Source organism: Bacillus sp. Nf3, from assembly GCF_003028545.1.
Lineage (GTDB): Bacteria > Bacillota > Bacilli > Bacillales > Bacillaceae > Bacillus > Bacillus safensis.
In genome coordinates this window covers 672,399-696,802 of record NZ_PYUA01000002.1, presented here as the reverse complement: position 1 = coordinate 696,802, position 24,404 = coordinate 672,399, and the positions used below count along the sequence as shown (strand labels likewise).

28 protein-coding genes are annotated in these 24,404 nt (G+C 41.6%); 1 reads left to right on the top strand and 27 read right to left on the bottom strand.

Annotated features, from left to right (window positions below; all coding sequences use genetic code 11):
• Window positions 1-50: 50 nt before the first annotated feature.
• From hisC to C9414_RS08350, 26 genes are all read right to left on the bottom strand, one after another.
• Window positions 51-1,148: a histidinol-phosphate transaminase gene (gene hisC / locus C9414_RS08475; protein ID WP_107163424.1), complete on the bottom strand. Its 1,098-nt coding sequence runs from the start codon at window positions 1,146-1,148 to the stop codon at window positions 51-53.
• 11 nt (window positions 1,149-1,159) lie between these two features.
• Window positions 1,160-1,963, bottom strand: a complete 804-nt coding sequence (gene trpA, locus C9414_RS08470) for a tryptophan synthase subunit alpha (RefSeq protein ID WP_107163423.1) — start codon at window positions 1,961-1,963, stop codon at window positions 1,160-1,162.
• Window positions 1,956-3,158, bottom strand: a complete 1,203-nt coding sequence (trpB, locus tag C9414_RS08465) for a tryptophan synthase subunit beta (RefSeq protein WP_047203218.1) — start codon at window positions 3,156-3,158, stop codon at window positions 1,956-1,958. The genes trpA and trpB overlap by 8 nt, the downstream gene beginning before the upstream one ends.
• Entirely contained in the window at window positions 3,139-3,807 is a 669-nt protein-coding gene (locus C9414_RS08460) for a phosphoribosylanthranilate isomerase (RefSeq protein WP_107163422.1), read from the bottom strand. Before C9414_RS08460 ends, trpB begins: the two co-directional genes overlap by 20 nt.
• Window positions 3,804-4,556, bottom strand: coding sequence for an indole-3-glycerol phosphate synthase TrpC (gene trpC / locus C9414_RS08455; RefSeq protein ID WP_107163421.1), 753 nt, complete (start codon window positions 4,554-4,556; stop codon window positions 3,804-3,806). Before trpC ends, C9414_RS08460 begins: the two co-directional genes overlap by 4 nt.
• Window positions 4,549-5,571, bottom strand: coding sequence for an anthranilate phosphoribosyltransferase (gene trpD, locus C9414_RS08450; protein WP_039179552.1), 1,023 nt, complete (start codon window positions 5,569-5,571; stop codon window positions 4,549-4,551). The genes trpC and trpD overlap by 8 nt, the downstream gene beginning before the upstream one ends.
• A complete protein-coding gene (gene trpE, locus C9414_RS08445) occupies window positions 5,543-7,090 on the bottom strand; it encodes an anthranilate synthase component I (protein ID WP_039179554.1) in 1,548 nt (515 codons plus the stop codon). Before trpE ends, trpD begins: the two co-directional genes overlap by 29 nt.
• Before the next feature lie 231 nt (window positions 7,091-7,321).
• Window positions 7,322-7,705, bottom strand: coding sequence for a chorismate mutase (aroH, locus tag C9414_RS08440; protein ID WP_024422804.1), 384 nt, complete (start codon window positions 7,703-7,705; stop codon window positions 7,322-7,324).
• Complete coding sequence (aroB, locus tag C9414_RS08435) at window positions 7,702-8,793, bottom strand: 3-dehydroquinate synthase (RefSeq protein ID WP_107163420.1); 1,092 nt, start codon at window positions 8,791-8,793, stop codon at window positions 7,702-7,704. The genes aroH and aroB overlap by 4 nt, the downstream gene beginning before the upstream one ends.
• Window positions 8,793-9,965, bottom strand: a complete 1,173-nt coding sequence (gene aroC, locus C9414_RS08430) for a chorismate synthase (protein ID WP_039179560.1) — start codon at window positions 9,963-9,965, stop codon at window positions 8,793-8,795. Before aroC ends, aroB begins: the two co-directional genes overlap by 1 nt.
• Before the next feature lie 74 nt (window positions 9,966-10,039).
• Window positions 10,040-10,819 (bottom strand): CheR family methyltransferase, encoded by a 780-nt coding sequence (locus C9414_RS08425; RefSeq protein WP_107163419.1) that lies wholly within the window; start codon window positions 10,817-10,819, stop codon window positions 10,040-10,042.
• 145 nt (window positions 10,820-10,964) lie between these two features.
• Window positions 10,965-11,411 (bottom strand): nucleoside-diphosphate kinase, encoded by a 447-nt coding sequence (ndk, locus tag C9414_RS08420; protein ID WP_024422808.1) that lies wholly within the window; start codon window positions 11,409-11,411, stop codon window positions 10,965-10,967.
• 129 nt (window positions 11,412-11,540) lie between these two features.
• Window positions 11,541-12,503, bottom strand: coding sequence for a heptaprenyl diphosphate synthase component II (hepT, locus tag C9414_RS08415; protein ID WP_041085904.1), 963 nt, complete (start codon window positions 12,501-12,503; stop codon window positions 11,541-11,543).
• 24 nt (window positions 12,504-12,527) lie between these two features.
• On the bottom strand, window positions 12,528-13,232 hold the full coding sequence (locus C9414_RS08410; protein ID WP_024422810.1) for a demethylmenaquinone methyltransferase: 705 nt from the start codon (window positions 13,230-13,232) through the stop codon (window positions 12,528-12,530).
• Between the two features lie 3 nt (window positions 13,233-13,235).
• A complete protein-coding gene (locus tag C9414_RS08405; protein WP_107163418.1) occupies window positions 13,236-14,003 on the bottom strand; it encodes a heptaprenyl diphosphate synthase component 1 in 768 nt (255 codons plus the stop codon).
• 115 nt (window positions 14,004-14,118) lie between these two features.
• Window positions 14,119-14,349, bottom strand: coding sequence for a trp RNA-binding attenuation protein MtrB (gene mtrB, locus C9414_RS08400; protein ID WP_008344541.1), 231 nt, complete (start codon window positions 14,347-14,349; stop codon window positions 14,119-14,121).
• Window positions 14,350-14,373: 24 nt separating this feature from the next.
• Window positions 14,374-14,943 carry a GTP cyclohydrolase I FolE gene (folE, locus tag C9414_RS08395; RefSeq protein WP_003215789.1) on the bottom strand — a complete coding sequence of 190 codons (570 nt, stop codon included), beginning with the start codon at window positions 14,941-14,943 and terminating at the stop codon, window positions 14,374-14,376.
• Window positions 14,944-15,133: 190 nt separating this feature from the next.
• Window positions 15,134-15,412: a non-specific DNA-binding protein Hbs gene (gene hbs, locus C9414_RS08390; RefSeq protein ID WP_003215863.1), complete on the bottom strand. Its 279-nt coding sequence runs from the start codon at window positions 15,410-15,412 to the stop codon at window positions 15,134-15,136.
• Window positions 15,413-15,787: 375 nt separating this feature from the next.
• The gene (gene spoIVA / locus C9414_RS08385) at window positions 15,788-17,266 is read right to left on the bottom strand and encodes a stage IV sporulation protein A (RefSeq protein ID WP_008344534.1); all 1,479 of its coding nucleotides are present in this window, start codon (window positions 17,264-17,266) and stop codon (window positions 15,788-15,790) included.
• Between the two features lie 204 nt (window positions 17,267-17,470).
• Window positions 17,471-18,196 carry a hypothetical protein gene (locus C9414_RS08380; RefSeq protein ID WP_107163417.1) on the bottom strand — a complete coding sequence of 242 codons (726 nt, stop codon included), beginning with the start codon at window positions 18,194-18,196 and terminating at the stop codon, window positions 17,471-17,473.
• Window positions 18,197-18,214: 18 nt separating this feature from the next.
• Window positions 18,215-18,418: a DUF2768 domain-containing protein gene (locus tag C9414_RS08375; protein ID WP_034280421.1), complete on the bottom strand. Its 204-nt coding sequence runs from the start codon at window positions 18,416-18,418 to the stop codon at window positions 18,215-18,217.
• 266 nt (window positions 18,419-18,684) lie between these two features.
• Window positions 18,685-19,722 carry an NAD(P)H-dependent glycerol-3-phosphate dehydrogenase gene (locus C9414_RS08370; RefSeq protein WP_039179572.1) on the bottom strand — a complete coding sequence of 346 codons (1,038 nt, stop codon included), beginning with the start codon at window positions 19,720-19,722 and terminating at the stop codon, window positions 18,685-18,687.
• Between the two features lie 14 nt (window positions 19,723-19,736).
• Window positions 19,737-21,047 (bottom strand): ribosome biogenesis GTPase Der, encoded by a 1,311-nt coding sequence (der, locus tag C9414_RS08365; RefSeq protein ID WP_034280419.1) that lies wholly within the window; start codon window positions 21,045-21,047, stop codon window positions 19,737-19,739.
• A 159-nt stretch (window positions 21,048-21,206) separates the two neighbouring features.
• A complete protein-coding gene (locus C9414_RS08360) occupies window positions 21,207-21,401 on the bottom strand; it encodes a capping complex subunit for YIEGIA (protein WP_008344527.1) in 195 nt (64 codons plus the stop codon).
• Between the two features lie 6 nt (window positions 21,402-21,407).
• Window positions 21,408-22,292 (bottom strand): YIEGIA family protein, encoded by an 885-nt coding sequence (locus C9414_RS08355; RefSeq protein ID WP_039179575.1) that lies wholly within the window; start codon window positions 22,290-22,292, stop codon window positions 21,408-21,410.
• On the bottom strand, window positions 22,289-22,882 hold the full coding sequence (locus C9414_RS08350) for a YphA family membrane protein (RefSeq protein WP_483295690.1): 594 nt from the start codon (window positions 22,880-22,882) through the stop codon (window positions 22,289-22,291). Before C9414_RS08350 ends, C9414_RS08355 begins: the two co-directional genes overlap by 4 nt.
• A 128-nt stretch (window positions 22,883-23,010) precedes the next feature.
• Here C9414_RS08350 and C9414_RS08345 point away from each other — a divergent pair, with 128 nt between their 5' ends.
• Window positions 23,011-23,142 carry a YpzI family protein gene (locus C9414_RS08345; protein ID WP_075611569.1) on the top strand — a complete coding sequence of 44 codons (132 nt, stop codon included), beginning with the start codon at window positions 23,011-23,013 and terminating at the stop codon, window positions 23,140-23,142.
• Between the two features lie 183 nt (window positions 23,143-23,325).
• On the opposite strand, the gene fni is transcribed toward C9414_RS08345, so the two are convergent.
• Entirely contained in the window at window positions 23,326-24,393 is a 1,068-nt protein-coding gene (gene fni / locus C9414_RS08340) for a type 2 isopentenyl-diphosphate Delta-isomerase (RefSeq protein ID WP_047202739.1), read from the bottom strand.
• Window positions 24,394-24,404 lie beyond the last annotated feature (11 nt).

Sequence of the window (24,404 nt, the reverse complement as noted above, 5' to 3'; positions counted from 1 at the left end):
TGGTACAATGAAAGCCATATCCTGCATTAGGATATGACTTTATGGTTATGCTACGCACGAATGCCTTGCAGTAAATCGGCAAGTGTACTTAGAATTTCTTCATTTTGCTCTTTTGTTCCGACGGTAATACGTAAAGAAGTCGGAAAACCAAGTGCTTTACCGGAACGAACAATGTAACCTTTTTTCAATAATGCATTGAACAATTCATCTGCATCTCGTTTAAAATTAATCAGCACAAAGTTTGTTTGAGATGGATAGATATATAGTCCAAAACGGTCAGCGAAATCTTGGTATTGCTTGAGACCTGCTTCATTTTTCTGTCTGCATGATTGAATGAAGTCTTGATCTTTTATCGCTGCACGCGCAGCTGCCTGAGCGATACGGCTAGTATTAAACGGCTCTCTCGCTGGTTCAATGGCAGTAATTAGCTCTTCTGATGCAATCCCATAACCTACTCGAAGTGCTGCAAGTCCATACGCTTTAGAAAACGTTCGAAGTACAATGACATTTTGATAGGATTGTAATAAAGATAAACTGTCTGGAAAATCTTCTGCACGAACGTATTCAACATACGCTTCATCTAGTACAACAAGCACGTGAGCCGGCACTTCGTCTAAAAACGCCACAATCTCAGATTCTGACAAATGATTTCCCGTCGGGTTATTTGGATTACATACCCAGACAACCTTCGTGTTTTCATCGATCGCATCCAGCATGCCCTTCAGATCGTGAGCTCCTCCGTCTAAAAGAGGCACTTCTCGAATTTCAGCATGTTCAATCACTGCATTGTGACGGTATTGCGGAAAAGATGGAGATGGGATGACGGTATTTGTATGTTGATCAAGGAATGCTCTCGCAATAATTTGCACAAGTTCATCTGAGCCATTCCCGAAAATTAATTGTTTTTCACTTACTTGAAGAAATTCAGCCAGCTCCGTTCTTAAACTTGCGCTGTATCCATCTGGATAAATGGCTAAATGTTCGAGCTCAGCTTGTATCGCCTCTCTTGCATGTACGGAACATCCAAAAGGGTTTTCATTTGAAGCCAATTTCACAATTTTGTCTAATTGATATTCTTTTTTGACCTCTTCAATTGGTTTCCCAGGTTGATACGGTTTTAGCTGTTTTAATTGATCTTTGATTTGCAAAATGTTTCACCTCATTTGAATGAATAGAGGGGACTAAATGTTTTTGCATATGTTTCAAATTCTCTTAAAGCCTCTTGACGTGTATCACTTGCCAGCAATTGTTCTTGAAGCTCTTCAATTTTTTTCACAAGTGCACTGCCGACAACGACGCCGTCACTCAGTTTATTCATTGAGTCTACCTGCTCTCTTGTTGAGATGCCAAAACCGACCGCAACCGGTATGTGACTCAGCTGTTTCACTTGTTGAATAAAATCTGTAATTGACGCGTCAAAGGATTGTCTGACACCAGTTACACCAAGAGATGAAACACAATACACAAAACCTTCTGCCTGCTCTACAATGTTTACTAATCGTTCCTTGCTTGTTGGTGCAACGAGTGAAATATATGAAATGTCATGGGTTTGACAGTTCTTTTGCAGCTCGCTGCTCTCTTCAAACGGCAAGTCGGGTGTTAAGAGTCCCGAAATATGATTTTTGCGCAGTAAAGCGAAAAAGTATTCTGTGTCTAATTGTAACACAGGATTATAATACGTAAATAGAATTACAGGAATTTTTACACCGTTTTTTTTCATCTTCCCTGCTAATTCTATCGCTTTTACGATATTCATGCCATGATTTAGAGCTCTTTTGGAGGCTCTTTGAATGACAGGACCGTCCGCTAGTGGATCCGAATAAGGAACACCGAGTTCAATCGCATGTGCACCGGCTGCTTGAAGGGAGATAGCTAAATCAATCGTGATGTTTTCTGACGGATCTCCTGCTGTGATAAATGGGATGAATAATTTTTCATCTTGCTCTAATTGAAATCTAATCATTTTGTTTCCCCTCACTTTCAAGCACGTTCATTAATGTATGCACATCCTTATCGCCTCTTCCTGACAGGCAGACAAGAACGATTTCATCTTCATTCATCGTCTTGCTTACCTCAAACGCCTTGGCTAGCGCATGTGCAGATTCAATTGCTGGAAGTATTCCTTCTTTTTCAGTCAGCAGTTTTAGGGCATCTAGTGCTTCTTCATCTGTCGCACTCACATATTGAACCCGTCCGCTCGCATGTAAATAGGCGTGCTCTGGTCCAATTCCCGGATAATCTAAACCAGCGGAAATCGAATATGGCTCAATAATCTGGCCAAATTCGTCTTGGATTAAATAGGTCAAAGACCCGTGGATCACACCTTTGGTTCCTTTCGTGATGGTTGCAGCATGGAGCGGCGTATCGATTCCTTTTCCAGCAGCTTCTACCCCAATGATATCTACCTCTTCATCTAAGAATGCCCGGTACATTCCAATGGCATTACTTCCGCCGCCAACACAGGCAATGACTTTATGAGGAAGTCTTCCTTCTTTTTCAAGCAGCTGCTCTTTTGCTTCATCACCAATCATGCGCTGGAACTCGCTAACAATTTGAGGATACGGATGAGGGCCAACAACGGAGCCGATCATATAAAAATGATCACTGCAGTGCTGAACCCAATAGCGAATGGCTTCGTTTGTTGCATCTTTTAATGTACCATTTCCGCTTGTGACAGGTATGACTTCAGCGCCAAGCAGTTTCATTCGGAAGACATTGAGTGATTGTCTTTCCACATCTTCTTTTCCCATAAAGACCGTGCAGGATAACCCGAACTTTGCGGCCACCGTTGCAGCAGCTACTCCGTGCTGACCTGCGCCTGTTTCCGCGATGATGTTTGATTTCCCCATTTTTTTCGCAAGCAGGGCCTGCCCAAGCGCATTGTTAATTTTATGAGCACCTGTGTGGTTTAAATCTTCTCTTTTTAAATAGATCTTTGCGCCGCCGAGGTATGCTGAAATTTGGTCAGCATATGTAAGCGCAGTTGGTCTGCCTGAATAGTTTCGAAGTAGTGATACATACTCTGCTTGAAAAGCAGGATCTTCTTTTAATTCACGAAATGCCTGTTCAATTTCTGCAAGTGGCTGCATGAGCGTTTCCGGGACAAATTTCCCTCCGAATTCTCCGTATCTGCCAATTTCATTTGGATATGCGTACATCATTTAACATCCTTTCTTCGAGCGCTTCGATCTTAGCGCTGCTTTTCTTTCCGTTTTCTTCTATTCCGCTTGAAAGATCGATCGCTTCTGGACCATAGGCGAGCAGATCTGCTATCGTTTCTGGTGTGATGCCACCTGCAATTACGCAAGTCTTCTCCAGCCGTTTTGCATGTTTAACGTATAGAGGCACTGCCTCCCAAGCAAAAGCTGTTCCAGAGCCGCCTCTCATCCCTTTTACTTTCGCATCAATGAGGAAGCCATCGACAACAGGCGCAAATGACGTCATTTTTTCAAGCGTTCTTGTTAAATCGAGCTCGTGATGGAACACTTTCCAAACGACAGCCCCTGTTTGTTGTTTGATTTCTTTTGCGTCATCCTGCGTTTCATCTCCATGAAGCTGTACGATATCTAAAGGTATCTGTTTTGAGATCTCGCGTACTCTTTGAATCTTTTCATTTACGAATACACCGGCAATCTTTTTCTTACATTTTGTTTGGGTGAGCCATTGTTTCACTTGATCTGGAAGGACTTGTCTTTTACTTGGAGCAAAAATAAATCCGATGGCATCTGCGTGAGATTGCGCAATACATTCCACATCTTCTTGTGATACTGCCCCGCAATATTTTACATAAGGCTTCATCCTGTTCATTCTCCAAACAATGCCTGAACGGCTTTTTCTTGTGATTGTTCTCTCATTAATGATTCTCCTACAAGGACTGCACCCGCTCCATGATTCTTCACAAAGGTTAGATCATCAAATGTTTGAATACCGCTCTCACTCACTAGTAAGACCTCTTTTGGAACGAGGGGGGCGATCTCTTTTGTTTGTTCAACTGTTGTTGTAAATGTATTTAAATTCCGGTTGTTCACTCCAATGATTTCAGGAGTGAACAACTTTAAAATATTTTCCAGTGTATCTGCTGCATGTACTTCGACAAGGACATCAAGTCCATTCTCTTTCGCTTCAGCATAGAGCTCGTGCAGCTTTTGCGGCTCAAGTACTTCTCCAATTAATAAAATGGCATCTGCTCCTATACGTCTTGACTCTTCTACCTGTATGGAGTCAATGATGAAATCTTTTCTTAAAATTGGACGATCTACGTGTTTTTTAATGAGGGATAAGTATTCGTTTTTTCCTTGAAAGAATGGTTCATCCGTTAAAACAGATAAGCAATCAGCGTTGGATTTTTCGTAAGCTTTTGCTGTTTGTAAAGGATCAAAATTTGGTTGAATGATTCCTTTGGAAGGAGACGCCTTTTTCACCTCAGCAATTAGACCAATTGAGCGATGAGGATTCATGAGTGCTTCTTTAAATGATCGTCTTTCAAAGTGTTCATCTACTGGTAACTGCAATGTTTGGACATGTTCTTTTTTGCGGGCAATGATTTGATTAAGCATAGATCTCTTCCTCTCTCGTTTTTTGTTTTAAACGAGCCAATTGTTCTTTGGCTGCGCCGTTTTTAATCGTTTCAATCGCTTTTAATGTTCCTGCCATGAGGTTTTCTGACTTCCCTGCGACATATAAAGCCGCTCCAGCATTCAGGGCTGTAATATGAAGCGGCGCCCCTACTGTTTGATGATTCAATATATTCTGAATCAATTTGGCGCTCTCTTCCGGTGATTGGACCTGAATATCTGATAAATATCCTTTTTGCAGCCCAAAGTCTTCTGGATTGAGTGTATATTCTGTCATGACATCTTTTTTGAGTTCAATCACATATGAATTTGCTGTAATCGTTAATTCATCCAGCCCATCTTCTCCGCAAACAAACAGCACATGTTCTGGCTCTAATGGCGCAAGGGCTTTTGCCATTAATTTTGCCTTTTCCTTTGAGTAGACGCCGATGATTTGCTTTTTGGCTTGCATTGGGTGGCAAAGCGGTCCTAACAGATTAAATACCGTCCGGAAGCCGAGCTGCTTGCGGACTGTGGCTACTTGTTTCATAGATGAATGATACAATGGTGCAAATAAAAAGCCCATGTTTTTCTCTTGTATTTGTCTTCTTGTTTCTTCCGGTGTGGATTGAATGTGAATCCCAAGACACTCTAGTACATCGGCACTCCCGCTTTTAGAAGAAACTGATCGATTTCCATGTTTGGCGATTTTGGCTCCAGCAGCGGAAGCGACAATCGCAGCGGCAGTTGATATATTAAAGGTGGAGAGGCCATCGCCTCCTGTGCCGCAAGTATCAACAACATCAAGCGATCGTTCCATTGGTGCTGCATTTTGCCGCATGGCTTTCACAAAACCCGTCATTTCTTCAGCGGTTTCTCCTCTATGCGCTAAAATCGAGAGACTTGCAGCGACTTCAGCATCTGTTAAAACGCCGCTCATCATATCATGCATGAGTTTATTTGCTTCATTTTCTGATAGAAAGCCTCCATTAACAAGAGCTGATAGTCGGTGATTCATCCTGCACACTCTCCTTTTCTGAGAAAATATGTTCCGCAAGCTGAATGGCTTTCAGAAGTGCTCCTGCCTTGTTACAAGTCTCTTCCCATTCGTTTTCTGGGACAGAATCAGCCACAATGCCGGCGCCTGCTTGTATAGAAGCGGTCTGATTTTTTACGCTCATCGTACGAATGGTAATACAGGAGTCGATATTACCGTCGAATCCAATATAAGCAATACAGCCGCCATACGTTTCCCTTGGCTCAGGCTCCATTTCATTTAATAATTGCATCGCTCTTATTTTCGGGGCACCTGTTAATGTGCCTGCTGGGAAAGCGGACATGAGCGCATCGACTGGATGTGTATCCCGCTTTAGCTTTCCTGTCACAATGGAGATAATGTGCATGACATGTGAAAAATTCACTACTTTTGTAAAGGTCGGTACGGACACACTGCCGTATTCTGCCACACGGCCTACATCATTTCTGGCAAGATCCACTAACATGTAATGCTCCGCTTTTTCCTTTTCATCTTCAAGCAGCTCTTTTGCTAGCTCAGCATCCTCTTCTCTTGTTCTTCCTCTTTTTCTTGTGCCTGCAATAGGATGGATTTCTAGATGCCTGTTTTTGGCATGGATTAATCGTTCTGGCGAGCTGCCGACTAAATCACGATCTTTTAATTTCATAAAATACATATATGGAGATGGATTCACAATCCGAAGCACGCGGTATAACTCAAATGAACTCACTGATACAGGGATATCAAATCGCTGCGAGAGGACGCCTTGGAAAATGTCACCCGCTCGAATGTATTCTTTGATTTTTTCTACGTCCTTTAAAAATTGCGCTTTTTCATAGGTTGACGTCACATGTTCAAAGGATGGCGGCTCGTTCATATTCCCTGTTAAAATCAGTTCTTTCATATCAGTCTTTGAATGGAGCTTGTGAATCATCTGTTCAAGCTGTTTTTGATTTTCTTTGTAAGCGCGTATTTTTTCGTCTTCTGCTTCATGTCCGGTTAGCTGGGTGTACTGGATAAAATGAACATGATTCGTTTCATGATCAAAGGCGATCATCGTTTGGCAGACAAATAATGTGCAATTTTCTGCCAGCGATGCGTTTCGATGAGGCCTGACAGAAGGTTCAATATTTGGAATCAGATCGTAGCTTAAGTACCCAACAGCCCCACCTGTAAATGGGATATCAATATCTGGCGCTTTGATTTGATATTGCTCTTTCATCCAATCCAGCAGTTCTTTCAGCTCTTGCTTTTGCATGACTTCCTGCCCCGCAGCGTCACGTGCAATGTATTTGTTTTGGTCATCATGTAAGGTTAAAAACGGATGCAATCCAATGAAGGAATATCTCGACCAGCTGGAAGACTCATCTTTGCTTTCTAGCAAATACACAATATCTTGTTTGAGTTTTTCAACAATTTGAATCGGTGAGAGCGTATCGACTGTAATGGTTTCAACAATTGGGATCGTTTTGTAGGACTCACTGTCCTTTAAAAATTGGGTCAGGTTTGATTGGGAATTCATAAGCACACTCCTTAAATGGGATTAAGGAGAATGAGGGGACATATAGAGGGTTTGTATGAGTATACGAAATAAGCCTAAAAGAGGGTTTCTCTTTTAGGCAGTATGATTAAATAGAAGTATCGTATCTCTGCTCAACTCTACTCATCTCAACTACCCTAGTCTCATTCTCATCTTCTCTAAGCTTGCAATGCCGTTTACACCTGTGTGTAAACTTCGGCTGTTCATATCGTATTATAATTCCTTGTTTTTTGTCAACTGTAAATCAGGGCGAAGCGTCACAGCTTCTTCCAAGTACACATGCTGTATGTCTTCCTGCTTTGTATCTGTCTGGACAGTCATTAAGACACGAATACATTGCTTTAAACCGCCATCAATGTCTAGTTCCTGCATGCAAGTAACCGGTACATATGTCCATCCTTCAAATTGACGAAGTGCTTTTGCCGGAAAAACGGAGTGAATATCTTGTGTAGCTGAAATCAAGATCTGCACGACACGTTCTGGATCTACTTGGTTTCTTGAAATAATCGCTTCTAACAGCTGTTTCGTTTTGTTTAACACTTCAGTTTCTGTATCTTCTATCACAGTTGTAGCCCCACGTATCCCGCGAAACATCATAGACATCCCTCCTCCCGTTTCCATTCTTCGAGCCAGTAGTGCAGCTCATCTTTTGTGAAAGACTGTAAGGTGACGTCTCCAATCTGTTTTAATAAAACAAATTGAACACTTCCGCCTCTTGCTTTTTTATCACCAATCATCCGGTCAACAAATGTTTTCGTTGAAATATCTGGTGTGACTTGTACAGGGAATCCAAGCTCTTGCATCCACTCTTTTAGTTCCAAACGATTAAGGCTGAGCCCTAGCTGCTTTTCGCTCACATACAGCGCAAACTGCATGCCGATTGCAATGGCATCTCCATGCGTGATGACGCCGTATCCGTATTCTGCTTCGATGGCATGCCCCAGTGTATGGCCTAAATTCAAAAATGCACGCACGCCTTGTTCTTTTTCATCTTCTTGAACAATTGACGCTTTGACTTGAATACCTTGATACAGCATATGTGCCAGCTCACTCTTTGATAAATCCGACAAAGAACGAATGGACATTAGTTCTGATAAAAAGTCTTCACTAGAAATCAATGCATGTTTGATGACTTCTGCAAAGCCTGATCTTCGTTCAATTTGAGATAGAGTCTCAAGCATACTAGTATCATAGATCACAGCTTTCGGCTGATGAAACGCACCGATTAAATTTTTACCGAGCGGATGGTTGATCCCTGTTTTCCCGCCAACTGCACTATCATGTGCCAGCAGCGTCGTCGGCACTTGGATAAAGTCAATGCCTCTCATATAAGTGGCAGCAGCAAATCCAGCCAAATCTCCAATCACACCGCCTCCCAGCGCAATAATGCAGGCGGATCGATCAAGCTGAAATTGAATGGCTTTCGTATGAATATGCTCAAATTCGGCAAAGGATTTTGACTGCTCTCCGCTTGGCACAACCACTTTGTTCACAGGCCACTTCTGTTGAAGTAAGCGAACCATTTCATCACCATAAATGGCATCAACAGCTGTATCTGTGACGATTAAGAGCTTCGTATAGGAATGCCCAGTGGAAGTTATCAAGTCGACGATATTGCGTTTAATCCCATCACCGATAAATACAGGATAAGTGGCTGAAGACGTCTTAACTTCCAGTGTTTTCATTAAAATTCCCTCTGAAGCTGGCGCATTTTTTCAACATTTTCTTTAATGCGGTCAATTTGGTCAAGGCCAAACTGCTCCACAACCGCATTGGCAATTTCCCATGCCACGACTGCTTCTGCAACAACACTTGCAGCAGGAACAGCGCAGCTGTCAGAGCGTTCAATACTTGCAGAGAAAGGTTCTTTTGTTTCAATGTCAACGCTTTGAAGCGGCTTATAAAGCGTTGGGATTGGTTTCATAACCCCTCTTACGACAATTGGCATACCAGTTGACATTCCGCCTTCAAGGCCACCTAGGCGGTTTGTTTTTCTCGTATAGCCCTTTTCTTCATCCCAGATGATTTCATCATGGACCTCGCTGCCATTTTTAGAGGCTGCCTCGAAGCCAATACCGAATTCAACCCCTTTAAAAGCGTTGATACTAAGTACAGCGCCTGCAAGCTTGCTGTCCAATTTACGGTCGTAATGAACATAGCTGCCAACCCCAACCGGCATCCCTTCAACGATGACTTCAACAATTCCGCCAATTGAATCGCCGTTTTTCTTCGCTTCATCAATTGCATCCATCATTTGCTGACCTGCTTCACTGTCATAGCAGCGAACAGGTGATTCTTCTGTTACCTTTTGCAAATCTTCAATAGACTCATATGCTGTATGAGCTGCTTTCACTCCGCCAATTTCAAGAACGTGGCCAGCTACTTTAATCCCTAGATGCGCCAAGATTTGTTTGGCAACTGCGCCTGCTGCTACGCGAACAGTTGTCTCGCGCGCTGACGAGCGCTCTAATACGTTTCTCATATCACGGTGTCCGTATTTAATCGCACCATTTAAATCCGCATGTCCTGGTCTTGGACGAGAGATTTGACGCTTCATTTCACTTTCTTCTTCTTCTGTGATCGGCTCTGCTCCCATCACCTTTGTCCAGTGCTTCCAGTCGTTATTTTCAACAACAAGAGCGATTGGCGAACCTAATGTTCTCCCGTGACGAACGCCACTTAACACTTTTGCCTGGTCTTTTTCGATCTGCATTCTTCTTCCTCGGCCATGACCTTTTTGTCTTCTAGCCAATTCATAATTGATGTCATCCTGCTCTATGTAAAGTCCTGCTGGAACTCCTTCAATAATTGTGGTCAATTGTGGACCATGTGATTCACCTGCTGTTAAGTACCTCATTGACTTAATCTCCCTTCATCGCATTAACGCTTTTAAGTAAAAATATAATAACACACTTGCTACTAAAAAGTCAGCTACATACCCTTCTTTTGATAAAAGAAAGTATCAGCAGATGTCAGTCCAAACTTTTCCGGGTGAAAAATTTGCTCTGTAGAACCAACAAATAATACGCCATTTTGTTTTAAACTACTGCTCATTTTCAAGTAAATTTCTTCTTTCGCCTCTTCAGTAAAATAAATCAGTACATTTCGGCAAACGATAAGGTCAAGCTGTTTTTCATATGGATCAGCTAAAAGGTTGTGCTTCTTAAATTGAATATGCTTTCGAACCTCATTTTTCACAGTGTAAAATGAAGAATCTTCTTTTGTGAAATATTTTTGCTTGATATGATCTGGTACCTCTTGCAGAGAGCGTTCATGATATCTGCCTTTTTGAGCTGACTGCAGAACCTTTTCATCAATGTCAGTTGCAATAATTTGAAAGTCTTTCACTAGAGGATGACTTGACAGCAGCATAGAGAGTGTATATGGCTCTTCTCCTGTCGAACATGCTGCGCTCCAAATCTTTAAGGTGCCGCCATTTTTCGAAAGCAGCGGCAGGATTTTTTGATCAAGTACTTCCCAGCGCTGATAGTTTCGGTAAAATTCTGACACATTAATCGTCATGCGGTCCATCGTCTCATCTAATAGTGCTCTGTCCTTTTCAAGCGCGGCCGCGAATGCTTCAAAATCTTTAAATCCTTTTTTATCATAAAGTGATGTTAATCTTCGTTTCATTTGTGCTTCTTTATATAAATTCAGATCAACCCCGGTTAGTTTTTTCCATTTTCCAACAAATACTTGATATGGATCCATCAATGTCCTCTCCTGTCTCATCTATCTTTGTCCTAGTATAGCTGTTTTTATCGAAAATTTGTATCTTCTCATACGAAATTTCGTGTAGAAAGTTCAATATAAAAAAAGCCAAAGTGCTCATTGAATGAACACCTTGGCTTGAACCTTAATAAATCCAGCTTGAGATGGTTTGATCCCAGCTTGTGAGTTCTTCTTGTTTGAAGAATAAGTTAATTTCTCTTTCAGCACTTTCTGGTGAGTCTGACCCATGAATAATGTTTTTCCCAACAGTCAATCCATAGTCTCCTCTTATTGTGCCTGGAAGCGCTTCCTTCGGATTTGTTTTGCCGATAATTTGTCTTGTTACGTCTACCACCTGTTCGCCTTGCCATACCATGGCAAATACAGGTCCTGACGTAATAAAGTCAACCAATTCCCCGAAAAATGGTTTTTCTTTATGCTCTCCGTAATGTGTTTCTGCTACTTCCTTTGGTATACTCATTAGTTTTGCACCAACAAGCTGAAGCCCCTTTTTTTCGAATCTTGACACAATGTCACCGATTAATTGTCTTTCTACACCATCAGGTTTGACCATAAGAAATGTTTTGTCCATATACGTTTTCCACCCCGTCGTTATGTATGTATAGGCTTACATTGTTACAAAGTGATCGTATCATTTTTTTTTATAATAATCAATTTTTGACAAAAAATTTCACAAAAAAACCAATCAACATAACGTTGATTAGAATTTTCGTTTCCCAATATATTTTGCAATGGAGGCGAGTGACGTTCTCGCTCGTCCTCGAGGAAGTTTGTCGAGCTGTTCAAAAGCTTTTTTCAAATACATTTCACTCACTCGAATCGAGCGGTCGATCGCATCTGTTTGTTTGAGGCTTTCAATGACAGGCTTCAGCTGCTTCTCCGTCGTTTCACTATTGATCAGCTTCAATTGACCTTCTAGTGTCGGATTTTTCAGTGCATATAAAACTGGGAGTGTGACATTCCCTTGTAAAAGGTCTCCTCCAACAGGCTTGCCCAGCTCTTCTTCTGTTGATGTGAAATCAAGGACATCATCAATGATCTGATAAGACATGCCGACATAGTATCCAAACCAATAGAGGGCTTTATGTGTTTTTTCATCTGTACCTGCTGCAATAGCGCCTAATTGACAGCTGCCCGCAATAAGCAAGGCTGTTTTTCGTTTGATTCTTCTTAAATATGTACGCAGGTTCTGTTCCATATTGTATTTATCTTTCACTTGCTCTATTTCACCAAGGCAGAGCTCAACGACCATTTTTGACAAAATTTCATGTGCCATTGGGTGATTGATTTTTGTCATGTATTCAAGCGATCTCGCAAACATATAATCCCCTGTGTACATGGCAATTCTGTTATCCCATTTTGCCTTTATCGTTGGTTTACCTCTTCTCAGCTCTGCATCATCAATCACATCATCGTGAACGAGTGATGCCATATGAATCAGCTCGAGAGCAACGGCAACATATTTTATTTTATTAATGTCATAGTCACCAAACATGCCTGAAAGGAGAACAAAAACGGGGCGGATTCGTTTTCCGCCCGCTTGCAGCAAATGAAGACCTGCTTCACTTAATAATGCATAATCAGAGCGAACTGTTTGTTCAAGCTCTTTTTCAATTATATCGATATCATGATTTAAAAAAGAGATCATTGCTTTTAGTTTCATTATTTTCACCCAAATATCGTTTATTCAAAGCTTCTTTCCGATATGTGTTGCTGCTACACCGCCTGTAAATGGATGATACGAGACATCAGACAACCCGGCCTCTTCAAACAGAGCCGCCAGCTCTTTCATTCCAGGGAATGTTTTGGCTGATTCTTGAAGCCATGAATACTCCTGATAGCTTTTGGCAAACAGTTTACCAAAGAGCGGCATAATGTATTTGAAATAGATGTAGTAGCCCTGCTTAAAGCCGATCATCTCAGGCTGTGATGTCTCAAGACAGACAACCATTCCGCCGGGCTTCACTACTCTTGTCATTTCCTTTAGCACCGTTAAATAATCAGGGACGTTTCGAAGACCAAAACCGATGGTGACATAATCAAATGAGTTGTCCTCAAAAGGGAGCTCCATCGCATTGCCGTGTAGCAATTCAATCTGTTTGTAGCCTCCAGTTTTCACCTTCGTTTCTCCAACACTCAGCATGTTTTTACTGAAATCAAGGCCTTTGACCTCGCCTTTTTCTCCAACAGCATCAGCAAGCGCAATTGTCCAATCGGCTGTCCCGCAGCATACATCTAATGCTTTAGAGCCTTTTTGCACATTCATGAGCTTCATTGTTTTATCACGCCATTTTTTATGCTGTTTAAAGCTGATAACAGAGTTCATTTGATCATAGTTTTTATAAATTTTTTCAAATACACCGTGTACTCGCTGTTCTTTTGATTGCTGCATGACTTACCCTTCTTCCACTTTCTGATGGTACGCAGGCTCATTTTTCATATGATCCAAGCGATTTAATAGCTCTTTTTGAACGACCGGAGATGAAACAAGATGCTCCTTGATCGACCGTTTGGCCTTTTCATAGCCATCATTCTCAAAGTTGTCAAAACATGAATAGGCGTCCGTATAACTATCGTTCAAAAAAAGTTTTAAATGTTTGTCATTTTCTGCTTGTTTCATGAAACGTTTATAAACAAGAAAACGACTTGCAATCTCATTCCAATGCGTTAATTGAAAATGCTCAGAAATCCTTTGGAAAAGCGCAGATTCAACTGTAGCTACACTTTTGTAAAAGTGCGCTGCATCTTGAATGGACCGGTCATACAGTCTAATTTTATGTTCATTGATCTCTTTGATCGCCGTAGCGAGCGTGCGAATCATATAAATGTCTTTCATGTCAGAGAGAAGAGAATAGTAGAGACCGCTGAAATAGTCTCCTGCCAGGATGGTCAGCTGACGATTTTTAAATTCGTCTTGCTTGATGGCTGCAGCAGTTGTGACTTCGTCATGGGTATCAAGGGCAATTTGCACAAGCATCGCCGTTAAAATATAATTTTCTTTTTTCTCTGCATCAATTTGAGCTTCATCAAACATTGCATGAAAAAGAAGGAGCTTATCTTCATCGATGAGTGGCGCGCGTAAATGCTTCGCCAAATAAGGATGAGAAAGCTTTTTATTTAATTTTATATTTAGATTAGATAAAATTCCGTAGATGTCTTGCAAAGATATCACCCTTGTCCCAAAAATTACAGTTTCATATGTAGACCTGCACATTGTATAGAGAATTATTATACCATATCAGCTCTCACTTTTATGCTATCAAGTGCATACAAGTTCTTTATTTCTTTGCTTCGCTTTGAATTTCACCGAAGCTTGTTTGAATGACAGCATCGCCTCTTACTTTGATCGCTGACGTATGCTCAGTAAATTGCGCAATGATCACTTCACCCTTATCGAGCTTCTCGGAATGGTGAAATCTTGTATCAGAGCCTCTTGTTAGGCCGATGACGTTTACACCATTATCAATGGCTTTAATCACCACAAAATCAGATGCTTTATTTTCACTCATTTTGTTCACCGTCCATCTATTGAATTAGTCGTTTTTAATAAAGGAAAGCACTTCTGCTCTTGCGGCTGCATCATTTGCAAATGTGCCGCGTACTGCTGAGGTCACTGTTTTAGCGCCTGGCTTTTTCACTCCGCGCATCGTCATACACATATGCTCTGCTTCAACGACAATCATCACGCCATGCGGATTAAGTGTTTCCACCATACTATCTGCAATGGTTGATGTAATGCGTTCCTGAAGCTGCGGGCGTTTTGCCACGGCTTCGACTGCTCTTGCCAGCTTGCTAAGTCCCGTTACTTTTCCGCCGCGCGGAATATAAGCAACATGGGCTTTCCCGTAGAAAGGTACGAGGTGGTGTTCACACATTGAATGGAAAGCAATATCTTTTACAAGGACGAGTTCTTCGTGGTCTTCGCCAAAAATGGTTTTAAAATGTTCTTTTGGATCTTCATTTAAACCTGAAAACACTTCTTCATACATTTTTGCGACTCGTTTTGGGGTATCGAGAAGTCCTTCACGATCTGGATCTTCTCCAATTGCTTTTAATATATCGCGTACTGCGTGTTCGATTAATTCTTTATTTATTTCACTCATGTATTATATCCTCCAAAGGCGATTACATTTCATTCAGATTCTAGCACACTTCAGATCCTAAAAGCAAAGGAGAGCGTTCTAAACGAACCTTTTGATTCAAAAGGAAAAGCCCCTTATGAAAGGGGCTTTTCTAGACCAGTGTGAAACTGTATATGTATAACTCCTTCAACAGGATCATTACACATAACGATTATTTACCTGCCACCGCGTCTTTAAGTGCTTTACCTGGTTTGAAAGCAGGTACTTTGCTTGCAGGGATTTCGATCTCTGCACCAGTTTGTGGGTTACGTCCTTTACGAGCTGAACGCTCACGTACTTCAAAGTTACCAAAACCAATTAGTTGGATTTTGTCACCATTTTTAAGTGCATCTAAAATTGTATCAAAAACAGAATCAACTGCTTTTGTCGCGTCTTTTTTAGATAACTCGCTTGCTTCAGCAACCGCGTTAATAAGTTCTGTCTTGTTCATGCCTTTCACCTCCTCCCAAAAATATGCATTCAATAGATTGTTATCATTTCTTCACAATTCATCTTCTTTCTATACCCTTTTTTAGAAAAAAAGAGCGTCCTAGAAAGCGTTATACATGGCTTTTCATTAGAAAACATCTCTTTGAAGGAATGTTTGTCCAACAAAGTGAAGATTTTCTGTAAGTAGATTAACACATATGAAATACCATATCAAGCATTTTAAAGGGAAGAATCCTTATTCGTCAAGGATTAAGGGCACTTTTGCGAACAAATATTCCTAATTTCAACCTGAATCTGACTAATCTTTATACAATTGTCTTTTTATGACTCATTCAATACGCAAAAAAAGACCCCTATCAATGAGAGGTCTCACTTGCTATAAAATAATCGCAATCAAACCGCCTGATCCTTCGTTGATGATTCTTTCAAGTGTTTCCTTCAGCTTATATCTTGCGTTTTCCGGCATGAGAGACAGCTTTGCTTGAATGCCTTCTCTGACAAGAGAGCTGAGGGAGCGGCCAAATATATCTGAATTCCAGATCGAAAGCGGATCATCTTCAAAGTCTTGCATTAAGTAGCGGACGAGCTCTTCACTTTGTTTTTCTGTTCCGATAATCGGTGCAAATTCGCTCTCTACATCTACTTTGATCATGTGAATAGATGGCGCTACCGCTTTTAATCTCACGCCGAATCTTGATCCCTGCCTAATAATTTCTGGCTCATCTAAACTCATATCTGACAACGCTGGCGCTGCAATCCCATAACCAGTCTGCTTCACCATTTTTAATGCGTCTGATACTTGATCATATTCTGTCTTAGCATGAGCAAAATCTTGCATGAGCTCTAGTAGATGGTCTTTCCCTCTAATTTCTACACCCACGACTTCTTTTAAAATATGATCATATAGATCATCTGGCGCATACAGGTCAATCTCAGCAATCCCTTGACCCATTTCAATTCCTGCTAAACCCGCTCTTTCGATAAAATCAAATTCACTGAATTGACCAACGACACGGTCGACATCTCTTAATCTTTTAATATCCTTTACGGTTTCCTTCACTGAATCCTGATAGCTCTCTCTCAGCCAGTGATCTTCTTTCAGCACCATCACCCAGCTTGGCAGGTTCACATTCACCTCTAGAACTGGGAATTCATATAATGCTTCACGAAGTACACTGAGTACGTCTTGCTCTCTCATACTTTCTACGCTCATGGCGAGTACTGGAATATCATACTTTTGGCTAAGTTCCTGCCGGAGCGCTTCTGTTTCAGGATGATATGGCCTCACTGAGTTGATGACCATAATAAATGGCTTTCCAACCTCTTTGAGTTCATCAATCACACGTTCTTCAGATTCAATATAATCATGTCTAGGGATTTCTCCAATGGACCCATCTGTTGTAATCACTACACCTATTGTTGAATGCTCTTGAATGACCTTGCGTGTACCAATTTCCGCTGCTTCATGAAACGGGATTGGCTCTTCATACCACGGCGTATTGATCATTCTTGGGCCATTTTCATCTTCATACCCGCGCGCACCAGGGACAGTGTATCCCACACAATCGACAAGCCTGATGTTGACATCAAGACCGTCACTCACGTGAATAGATGCTGCTTGATTCGGTACAAATTTTGGCTCTGTGGTCATAATGGTTTTTCCTGCTGCGCTTTGCGGCAATTCATCCTGTGCTCTTGCACGATCTGCCTCATTATTGATATTCGGGAGCACCACGAGCTCCATAAACTTTTTAATAAACGTAGATTTCCCTGTACGAACAGCGCCAACGACTCCTAAATATATATCGCCTCCTGTTCGTTCAGCGATATCCTTGAAAATATCGACTTTTTCCAAGTGATCCCCTCCCGGACTTGCTATCCTCGTTTTCAAATTAAATACTCTATTCTTCAATCAAACTGTGCTTGAAAGGTGTCTGGACAATATATGTGTATGACGTTGTCCTATTTGAATATGACACCTTTTTGTTTTGAGAGTATGTTTAGCCATAAAAAAACCTTTCTCCTCATTTATATGCAGAGGAAAAAGGTTCATTCTTGTTTATGACGTCTTTTTTTCTAAAAAGGCAGGCTCACCTTTTTTGTTGATGGTATATGGGACAGAAAACGCGGGTACAAACGGGGTTTCCTGCCAATATACATCTTGAATGTTTTCACCTGGTTTCAGCTTTTGCTTCGTATTCTTCAAAATATGAGCAAAATCACTGCGGTAGTCCACATAGATGTCACCGTTTGATGAAATCAGTAATGGGAGGGAATTCCCTGTCACAGGACTCATGACCGCAGGCGGCGATTTTAATCCTAATTTTTTTTCATTTAACGTATATAAATTGGCTGATACGACTTTTCCGTATGGCGGATATGTATGTTCATCTTGATACATCTTGATCCTAAGACGTAATTCATTGATGGTCTGCGTCATTTTGACATCAAGCAGTTTCACAGTTGGGTTTTTTTCGACGTCTGTGAGGACATAAATATATTCGCCCCCGCCTTCATAAGATGTAGACGGTACATCGTGTAAATATCTTGGTGACAAGCGCTTAAAGTCGATGACATATTTCTGATAAACCGGCGTGTCTGCTTCTTTCGTTTCTATAGGCAGAAGACCATTTGTTGCTTTTTGAAATTCCTCAATCGCTGTCTGGACACTTTGCAGCTGCTCTTCGTATGGCACCCGGTTTTCAGCTTTGCGATTCTCTGGATACAGACATCCTGTTAATAACATAAGTGCTAACAGCGTGACACTGACTTTTGCTCTGATCATCACATTCTTCCTTTTTCTTTATTCATTGACCGGTCCGCTAAAGACAACTAAAAACACAATGATACCTGATATCAGCATCAAGCTGTATGCGACGGTTGAGGCCGTTATTTTAAGAAATTTGCTTTTCAGCTTAAACCTGCTGAAATAAATGGTTACTACGGCTAAAAACATCAGCCCCATTGAACCAAGCGCAAACCACATCTTGATTAAAGCAAAACTCATCGTGCCTGTCCCCCTTCAAAACGAACGAATTGTAAGCGTTTATATTTCATTCTAAACCAAAAATAAGGTAAATATCAATCATTTTTCCAATCATTCAGAAAAAAGCGCATAAAAAAACTGAAGCAAAGAGGGGGACTCTGCTTCAGTCATTAGATCGACTATTTTCCTCATTCTGTAGAGGCAAAGCTCTATTCAAACTTCATTGCTATGTTATGCAAGTCTTCCCCTTCTTGCATCCTCTACATGCCTAAGTTCAGTCTTTCCTTTTATTTTGTTTGGTTTTCAAACATGTTCACAAGGTCTTCCATCTCATGCGTTTTCACACGTGCCATCAATGATTCTACAGCATCGTCAACCTTTTTCCCTTCAAACAGGACGCCGTAAAGAGCCTCTGTAATCGGCATGCTGACCTTGTATTCTTTGGAGAGCTGATAAGCGCCTTTTGTTGTGCGGACGCCTTCGACAACCATCCCCATTTTTTCAAGCACTTCTTCGAGCTTATATCCTTTACCAAGTAAATTCCCGCAGCGCCAGTTACGTGAATGAACACTTGTACATGTCACAATCAAATCGCCAACGCCTGTTAATCCAGCAAAGGTAAGGGGATTCCCTCCCATTTTTGTTCCTAGACGTGCGATTTCAGCGAGCCCTCTAGTGATAAGCGCCGCTTTTGCATTGTCCCCATATCCAAGTCCGTCTGTGATCCCAGCCGCAAGAGCAATGATATTTTTCAAGGCGCCGCCAATTTCCACCCCAATCACATCAGGGTTTGTGTACACTCTAAAATGATTGTTCATGAATAAATCTTGAACAAATTGAGCTGCTTCAATATTTTCTGACGAGACAGTGACAGTTGTCGGATGACGCAGACCTACTTCTTCTGCATGACTTGGCCCTGATAGGACAACGACAGCTTCTCTTTTCTCAGATGGGACTTCTTGTTCAATCATTTGAGAAATTCTAAGAAGTGTATCTGGTTCGATTCCCTTACTCACATGGACAAACGGCACCTTCGATGAAATCAGCTCATTTGCCTGCTTCAATACCTCACGAATGGCCTTTGTCGGCACAGCGACAATAATCGCCTCTGTCCCCTCTAAAGCCTGCTTCAAATCGGTTGTCGCCTGAATAGACGCTGGCAGTTCGACATTTGGCAAGTAATCATGATTTTCATGTTTCTCATTGATTTGATCAATGAGCTCTTGTCTATGTCCCCACATGTGTACATCATGATGATTATCAGCTAATACAAGTGCAAGAGCTGTTCCCCAGCTGCCTGCTCCAAGTACGGAAATTTTCTTCATCCTGCTCACCCTTTTTATTTTCTCGCTCTCGCAAATATTTTAATCGGTGTTCCTTCAAAACCAAATGCATCTCGAATGCGGTTTTCTAGAAAACGCTCATAAGAAAAGTGCATAAGCTCTGGATCGTTTACAAACACAACGAAGGACGGAGGCTTAATGGCCACCTGTGTTGCATAGTAAATTTTGAGGCGCTGTCCGTTATGGGTCGGCGTTGGATTCATCGCCACCGCATCCATGATGATATCATTTAAAATATTGGTTTGAACGCGCATTGCATGGTTTTCGCTCGCTGTGATAATCGACGGCATTAATGTATGAATTCTCTTTTTCGTAAGAGCAGACATAAACAAGACAGGTGCATAATCAAGGAATTGAAAATGCTCACGGATGTTTTGCTCAAACTCCTTCATCGTACGCTCATCTTTTTCAACAGCGTCCCATTTGTTCACAATGATGACAACCGCTTTACCAGCTTCGTGTGCATAGCCCGCAATTCGTTTATCCTGCTCAATAATGCCTTCCTCGCCGTCAAGTACAACAGCGACAACATCAGAGCGATCAATGGCTTTTAATGCACGAAGCACACTGTATTTCTCTGTTGTTTCATATACTTTCCCTTTTTTCCTCATACCTGCTGTATCAACAATGACAAAGTCACGCTGATTGTACGTAAACATCGTATCGACAGCATCTCTTGTTGTACCAGCGATGTTGCTGACAATGACGCGGTCTTCTCCCAGCATGGCATTCACTAATGAGGATTTCCCAACATTCGGGCGGCCAATTAAGCAGAACTGGACAACTTCTTCAGCATATTGCGTATCCGGTAAATTCTTAAAATGTTCTGCGACTGCATCAAGCAGATCACCAAGACCTAATCCATGTGTTCCAGAAATCGGAAACGGCTCGCCAAATCCGAGTGCATAAAAGTCATACACGTCGCTTCTCATTTCAGGGTTGTCCAGTTTATTGACAGCAAGTACAACTGGCTTTTTCGTGCGATATAAAATTTTTGCGACTTCTTCATCCGCAGATGTCACGCCATCTCGGCCATTTACCATAAAGATAATGACATCTGCTTCATCCATTGCGATTTCTGCCTGATGGCGAATTTGCGCCAAGAATGGCTCATCTCCAATATCAATTCCACCAGTATCTATTAAATTAAAGTCATAATTTAACCATTCAGCAGAGCTATAGATTCGATCTCTTGTTACACCAGGTGTGTCTTCTACAATCGATATTCTTTCGCCTGCGATTCGATTAAAAATTGTAGATTTTCCAACGTTGGGCCTTCCAACAATGGCTACGACAGGTTTACCCATAGTACCCTTCCTTTCAATCCAGCCGCGATTCAATATGTTCATCATCATGTTTCAACCGGGATTTATAATTTTCATTCAGTTTTATGAAATAAACCCTTCAAACATGAAGGGTTCAACTTATATATTATATCAATTTTTAATCAGACCACAATGAATAACTTAAAAATGTTTGACAATCAAGTAAAGATCTTCTCCAATGCCGTGTGCAATTCCATCTAAAATGGCCTCTAAATTCATGGCATACATGTCGAGCTCTTCTTTATTTTCACAGAAAAAAACGGCTGTTCCGCCAATGACCCGCTCTTTATTTGTTGTCGCCACAGCCAATATAAATTGTTCAATGGTGTTCGCCATGCCCTATTACCTCACTTTCTTTTTAATGAAATCTGTCGGCATTCGAATGGCATTTTCTAAAATAGGCACCTCTTCTAATACACGGACAGCCAAATCTTCACGATACCATTGAGGTAAAATGAATACGCCAAGTGTGCCGTTATTCAGATCACGTTTTGCGAGCGGACAGAGCGATGGTTCCCCAGAATCGCGATACACGCCAAGTACGTTCGATAAATCAAATAAAATGGCTTGCCGCTGTCCAAGGTTGGCAATCGTTGTAGCAGAGTTGAAATTTTTCGGCGTCAAAATAAAGCCCATCCCATGCTCTAAAATGAGCTTTTGCTTTTCAGGCAGCCCGATATTCATAATGTATATATCATTCACATAAAGCCCCGCCCCATCAAAGCGAAGTTCCCCTTTTTGAATATTGACGATATCCTTTAATTGACTGCCTGACATTAATAGCTTTGCCATGAAAAAACAAAGAATACCGACCACTGTTCCAACAACAAGCGAGAAGAAAATACAGGCTGTCGTTGTAATGAGAGCAGTGAGAATCGCAATATAATTTCGACTTTCAAAGGCAATGGCAATGCCTTCTATATATGTACTGCCTCGTGAGACAAGCTCATACGAATCCATTTGGGTTAACGTATTTCTTTCCATATTTCGGACATCGCGAAATTGCGTGGCTGCCAAAGTGAGAAAGGTAATCGCCGTAAATTCCTCCTGAATCAGTGCAGGCATAATGATCGCACCTAATCCTGACGCAATAAAACCAAGCGCAATGTGAATCACTTGTCCATGAATATACGTAGGGTATTGCCGGTAATCGGTTCTTAACATGTAAAGTCTGGCCGCCATCCCAAAGATGACACCAATAATCACAGGAAACGTATAGTCTGTCATGTTGATTTTGCAGCCCCTTTTACTGATTTTCTTGATGAACGGGCGTTCAAGAGCTTTTCAAGCTGATCGACACCTAATAGAAAGACCGCTCCTTGCACAACGAAGGAAAGAAAAGAGAGATCCCCTATGACAATTGATGATGTGAGGCGGTGAATCGTCAGCGCATAAAGGGCTTCGCCGAGACACACTGACATCATCCATAGGGTGATTCTTTCCGTTAACGGCTGTCCATATGTCATACACATTAAGATCAGCAAGGCAAATACGACCCAATCCACCTTTATTATCGTGAACCAAACAGGGTCATATAATGCAAACATCATAAAAAAGGCATACGCGCTCACCATTGAGCCCGATTGCATGATTCTCATGAATCGATAACCAGGCCTGAATATGACGAAAGCGGCACATGCATATAAAAAAGTCATCAAGAATCCCGCATTCATGCTCATATCTAAAACGGATATCATGAAATGACTGGATATAATATGGACAAGTACACAGATGCCCAGCACGCTGCGCCACAAACTTTTTTCCATGATAAATGTCACCATGATCCAAACGAACCATATAGACCAATAATAGTACAAAGCCTCCAACGCCTCATCACCTCAATTACATTATGGGAAAATCTCCAATTTTTAAACATGCGGATCGTTACCGGCTCTGTATGAAATAAACAAGAGGTGACACCCTAATGATTGAGGAGGGATGAATGATGGGAAAAGATAGACAGGAAAAGCGTTTAAAGGCGTCAAAAAGAGTGGAATCTGATCGTGATCAATCCATTCATCATAAGGGTGCAACAACATTAGAAGGTCCAGAAAGCGCTCGAAAAAGAAATCAATAAAAAAAGGCATGTGATGGTCACATGCCTTAGATTTGTTGACAAAGGGCTAAAATGATCTTGATTTTAGCTCTTTGTCTTCTTTTCAGCGTGATAGAAAACCTTTGAAGTCTAGGAAGGACGAGTACCGGAGCGCAGGACTGACACCGAATGCGAGGGTTTGTCTACGCGCTGAGGCATGTGATATCACATGCCTCTCTTACTAGATCTTAAACTATAGTACGTTGTGTCAACGCCTCTTTCTTTGAGCCAATGACTTGTTTCCCCTGAGATCACAACTGGAGCTTGTCTCAGTTCTTCAATCGTCTTCACGCCAAGCACTGTCATCATCATCTTGATATCTTCTTGAAGATCCATGATATCTGCGATGAGGCCGCTTTCTCCTCCACTGGTCAATGATTTTAAGAAAAATCCAGCAAGACCAGCAGCAGATGCGCCAAGAGCTAATGATTTGGTTACATCAAGAGCATCTTGGATACCTCCGGAGGCTAAAATCGTTTGATTCTGAAAGGCTGTATGTACTTCAGCAAGACTCGCTGCAGTTGGAATCCCCCATTGATCAAAATAGCGAAGTGCTTTTTGGCGGCGGAGATTTTCAATCATAGAAAAGTTCGTCCCACCAAATCCGCCTACATCAATGGCTGCAACCCCAGCATGGAATAACTTTCTTGCCGTCTCCTTGCTCATGCCAAATCCGACTTCTTTTACGACAACAGGCACACCAACAGATTCAACGATAGCTGCAATCCGCTCAAGCGCCCCCCTGAAATCGCGATCCCCTTCAGGCATGACAATCTCTTGGATGACATTCAGGTGAATCTGGAGCATATTTGCCTCGAGCATGCTGACTGCTTCTTGAGCTTGCTTAATCGTCGCTTCACTGCCTAAATTCGCAAATACAATTCCATCCGGATTGACTTTACGAACGACTTCATATGTTCGTCTTTCTTCTTTATCTTTTAGTGCAGCCATTTGTGATCCAACTGCTACTGGGATATTGGTCTCCTTCGCTGCGATCGATAAAGAGCGGTTGATCTCATAGGTAGATTCTCCGCCCCCGCCAGTCATTGCATTGATAAAAATTGGCGAACCGAAAGTCAGTCCGCCAATTGTCGTATGTGTATCAATTTGTGATGTTGCAAGATCTGGTAAACTGGCGTGAACAAAGGAAACATCTTCTAAACCTGTTGCTGCATGCTGGCCAGTGGACAACGCATGCTCAATATGCTGTTTCTTTCTTTCTGCTCGCGTCAATTTTGATCACC

Coding starts and splice junctions, on each gene's coding strand:
- trpA (WP_107163423.1), bottom strand. CDS start 1,963: ATGATTAGATTTCAATTAGAGCAAGATGAAAAATTATTCATCCCATTT.
- trpB (WP_047203218.1), bottom strand. CDS start 3,158: ATGTACGCATATCCAAATGAAATTGGCAGATACGGAGAATTCGGAGGG.
- C9414_RS08460 (WP_107163422.1), bottom strand. CDS start 3,807: ATGAACAGGATGAAGCCTTATGTAAAATATTGCGGGGCAGTATCACAA.
- trpC (WP_107163421.1), bottom strand. CDS start 4,556: ATGCTTAATCAAATCATTGCCCGCAAAAAAGAACATGTCCAAACATTG.
- trpD (WP_039179552.1), bottom strand. CDS start 5,571: ATGAATCACCGACTATCAGCTCTTGTTAATGGAGGCTTTCTATCAGAA.
- trpE (WP_039179554.1), bottom strand. CDS start 7,090: ATGAATTCCCAATCAAACCTGACCCAATTTTTAAAGGACAGTGAGTCC.
- aroH (WP_024422804.1), bottom strand. CDS start 7,705: ATGATGTTTCGCGGGATACGTGGGGCTACAACTGTGATAGAAGATACA.
- aroB (WP_107163420.1), bottom strand. CDS start 8,793: ATGAAAACACTGGAAGTTAAGACGTCTTCAGCCACTTATCCTGTATTT.
- aroC (WP_039179560.1), bottom strand. CDS start 9,965: ATGAGGTACTTAACAGCAGGTGAATCACATGGTCCACAATTGACCACA.
- C9414_RS08425 (WP_107163419.1), bottom strand. CDS start 10,819: ATGGATCCATATCAAGTATTTGTTGGAAAATGGAAAAAACTAACCGGG.
- ndk (WP_024422808.1), bottom strand. CDS start 11,411: ATGGACAAAACATTTCTTATGGTCAAACCTGATGGTGTAGAAAGACAA.
- hepT (WP_041085904.1), bottom strand. CDS start 12,503: ATGAAACTAAAAGCAATGATCTCTTTTTTAAATCATGATATCGATATA.
- C9414_RS08410 (WP_024422810.1), bottom strand. CDS start 13,232: ATGCAGCAATCAAAAGAACAGCGAGTACACGGTGTATTTGAAAAAATT.
- mtrB (WP_008344541.1), bottom strand. CDS start 14,349: ATGAGTGAAAATAAAGCATCTGATTTTGTGGTGATTAAAGCCATTGAT.
- folE (WP_003215789.1), bottom strand. CDS start 14,943: ATGAGTGAAATAAATAAAGAATTAATCGAACACGCAGTACGCGATATA.
- hbs (WP_003215863.1), bottom strand. CDS start 15,412: ATGAACAAGACAGAACTTATTAACGCGGTTGCTGAAGCAAGCGAGTTA.
- C9414_RS08380 (WP_107163417.1), bottom strand. CDS start 18,196: ATGATCAGAGCAAAAGTCAGTGTCACGCTGTTAGCACTTATGTTATTA.
- C9414_RS08375 (WP_034280421.1), bottom strand. CDS start 18,418: ATGAGTTTTGCTTTAATCAAGATGTGGTTTGCGCTTGGTTCAATGGGG.
- C9414_RS08370 (WP_039179572.1), bottom strand. CDS start 19,722: ATGAAGAAAATTTCCGTACTTGGAGCAGGCAGCTGGGGAACAGCTCTT.
- der (WP_034280419.1), bottom strand. CDS start 21,047: ATGGGTAAACCTGTCGTAGCCATTGTTGGAAGGCCCAACGTTGGAAAA.
- C9414_RS08360 (WP_008344527.1), bottom strand. CDS start 21,401: ATGGCGAACACCATTGAACAATTTATATTGGCTGTGGCGACAACAAAT.
- C9414_RS08355 (WP_039179575.1), bottom strand. CDS start 22,292: ATGACAGACTATACGTTTCCTGTGATTATTGGTGTCATCTTTGGGATG.
- C9414_RS08345 (WP_075611569.1), top strand. CDS start 23,011: ATGGGAAAAGATAGACAGGAAAAGCGTTTAAAGGCGTCAAAAAGAGTG.